This is a genomic window from Streptomyces chisholmiae (genome assembly GCF_031845445.1).
Taxonomy (GTDB): Bacteria; Actinomycetota; Actinomycetes; order Streptomycetales; family Streptomycetaceae; genus Streptomyces; species Streptomyces chisholmiae.
Genome location: NZ_JAVREO010000220.1, coordinates 1 through 437, shown reverse-complemented (window position 1 = coordinate 437; position 437 = coordinate 1). Strand labels below are relative to the sequence as shown.

The window sequence follows — 437 nt, the reverse complement described above, 5'->3', positions numbered from 1 at the left end:
GTGCTGGCGCTGGGGACCGCTCAGCGCAACGCCGCAGCGGCGTTCGTGGTCGCAGGCCAGAACTTCGACGATCCCAAGGTGGTCGTGATGATCACCGTCGTGCTGATCGCCGAGTTTCTGATGCTGTTGCCGTTCGCGCGGCGGCTCGCGCGGACTCGCTGAGCAGCCCGAGCCGGCCGGCCTCGGCCACCGCCGCGGCGCGCGAGGCGACGGCGAGCTTCCGGTAGATCGACGGGGCCTGGCTCTTCACGGTTTCCCGGCCCAGGATCAGCTCGTCGGCAATGCGCTGCAGAGACAGATGGGTCGCCAGGTAGGGCAACAGCCGCAGCTCCGCCGCCGTCAGCGACGACCGTGCACCGCGGGCCGTGCGGGCTGCCGACAGGGTTCGGATGCGGTCCAGCCATTGCCCGACGCCGACCGCCTCGGTTTCACGCCGG

The 437-nt window shown here is 70.9% G+C and carries 1 protein-coding gene; it reads right to left on the bottom strand.

Going from position 1 to position 437, the window contains the following annotated elements; translation table 11 throughout:
• Positions 1-91 precede the first annotated feature (91 nt).
• Positions 92-437: LuxR C-terminal-related transcriptional regulator (locus RM844_RS32900; RefSeq protein WP_311671092.1), on the bottom strand; the 346-nt coding region annotated here is incomplete at its 5' end.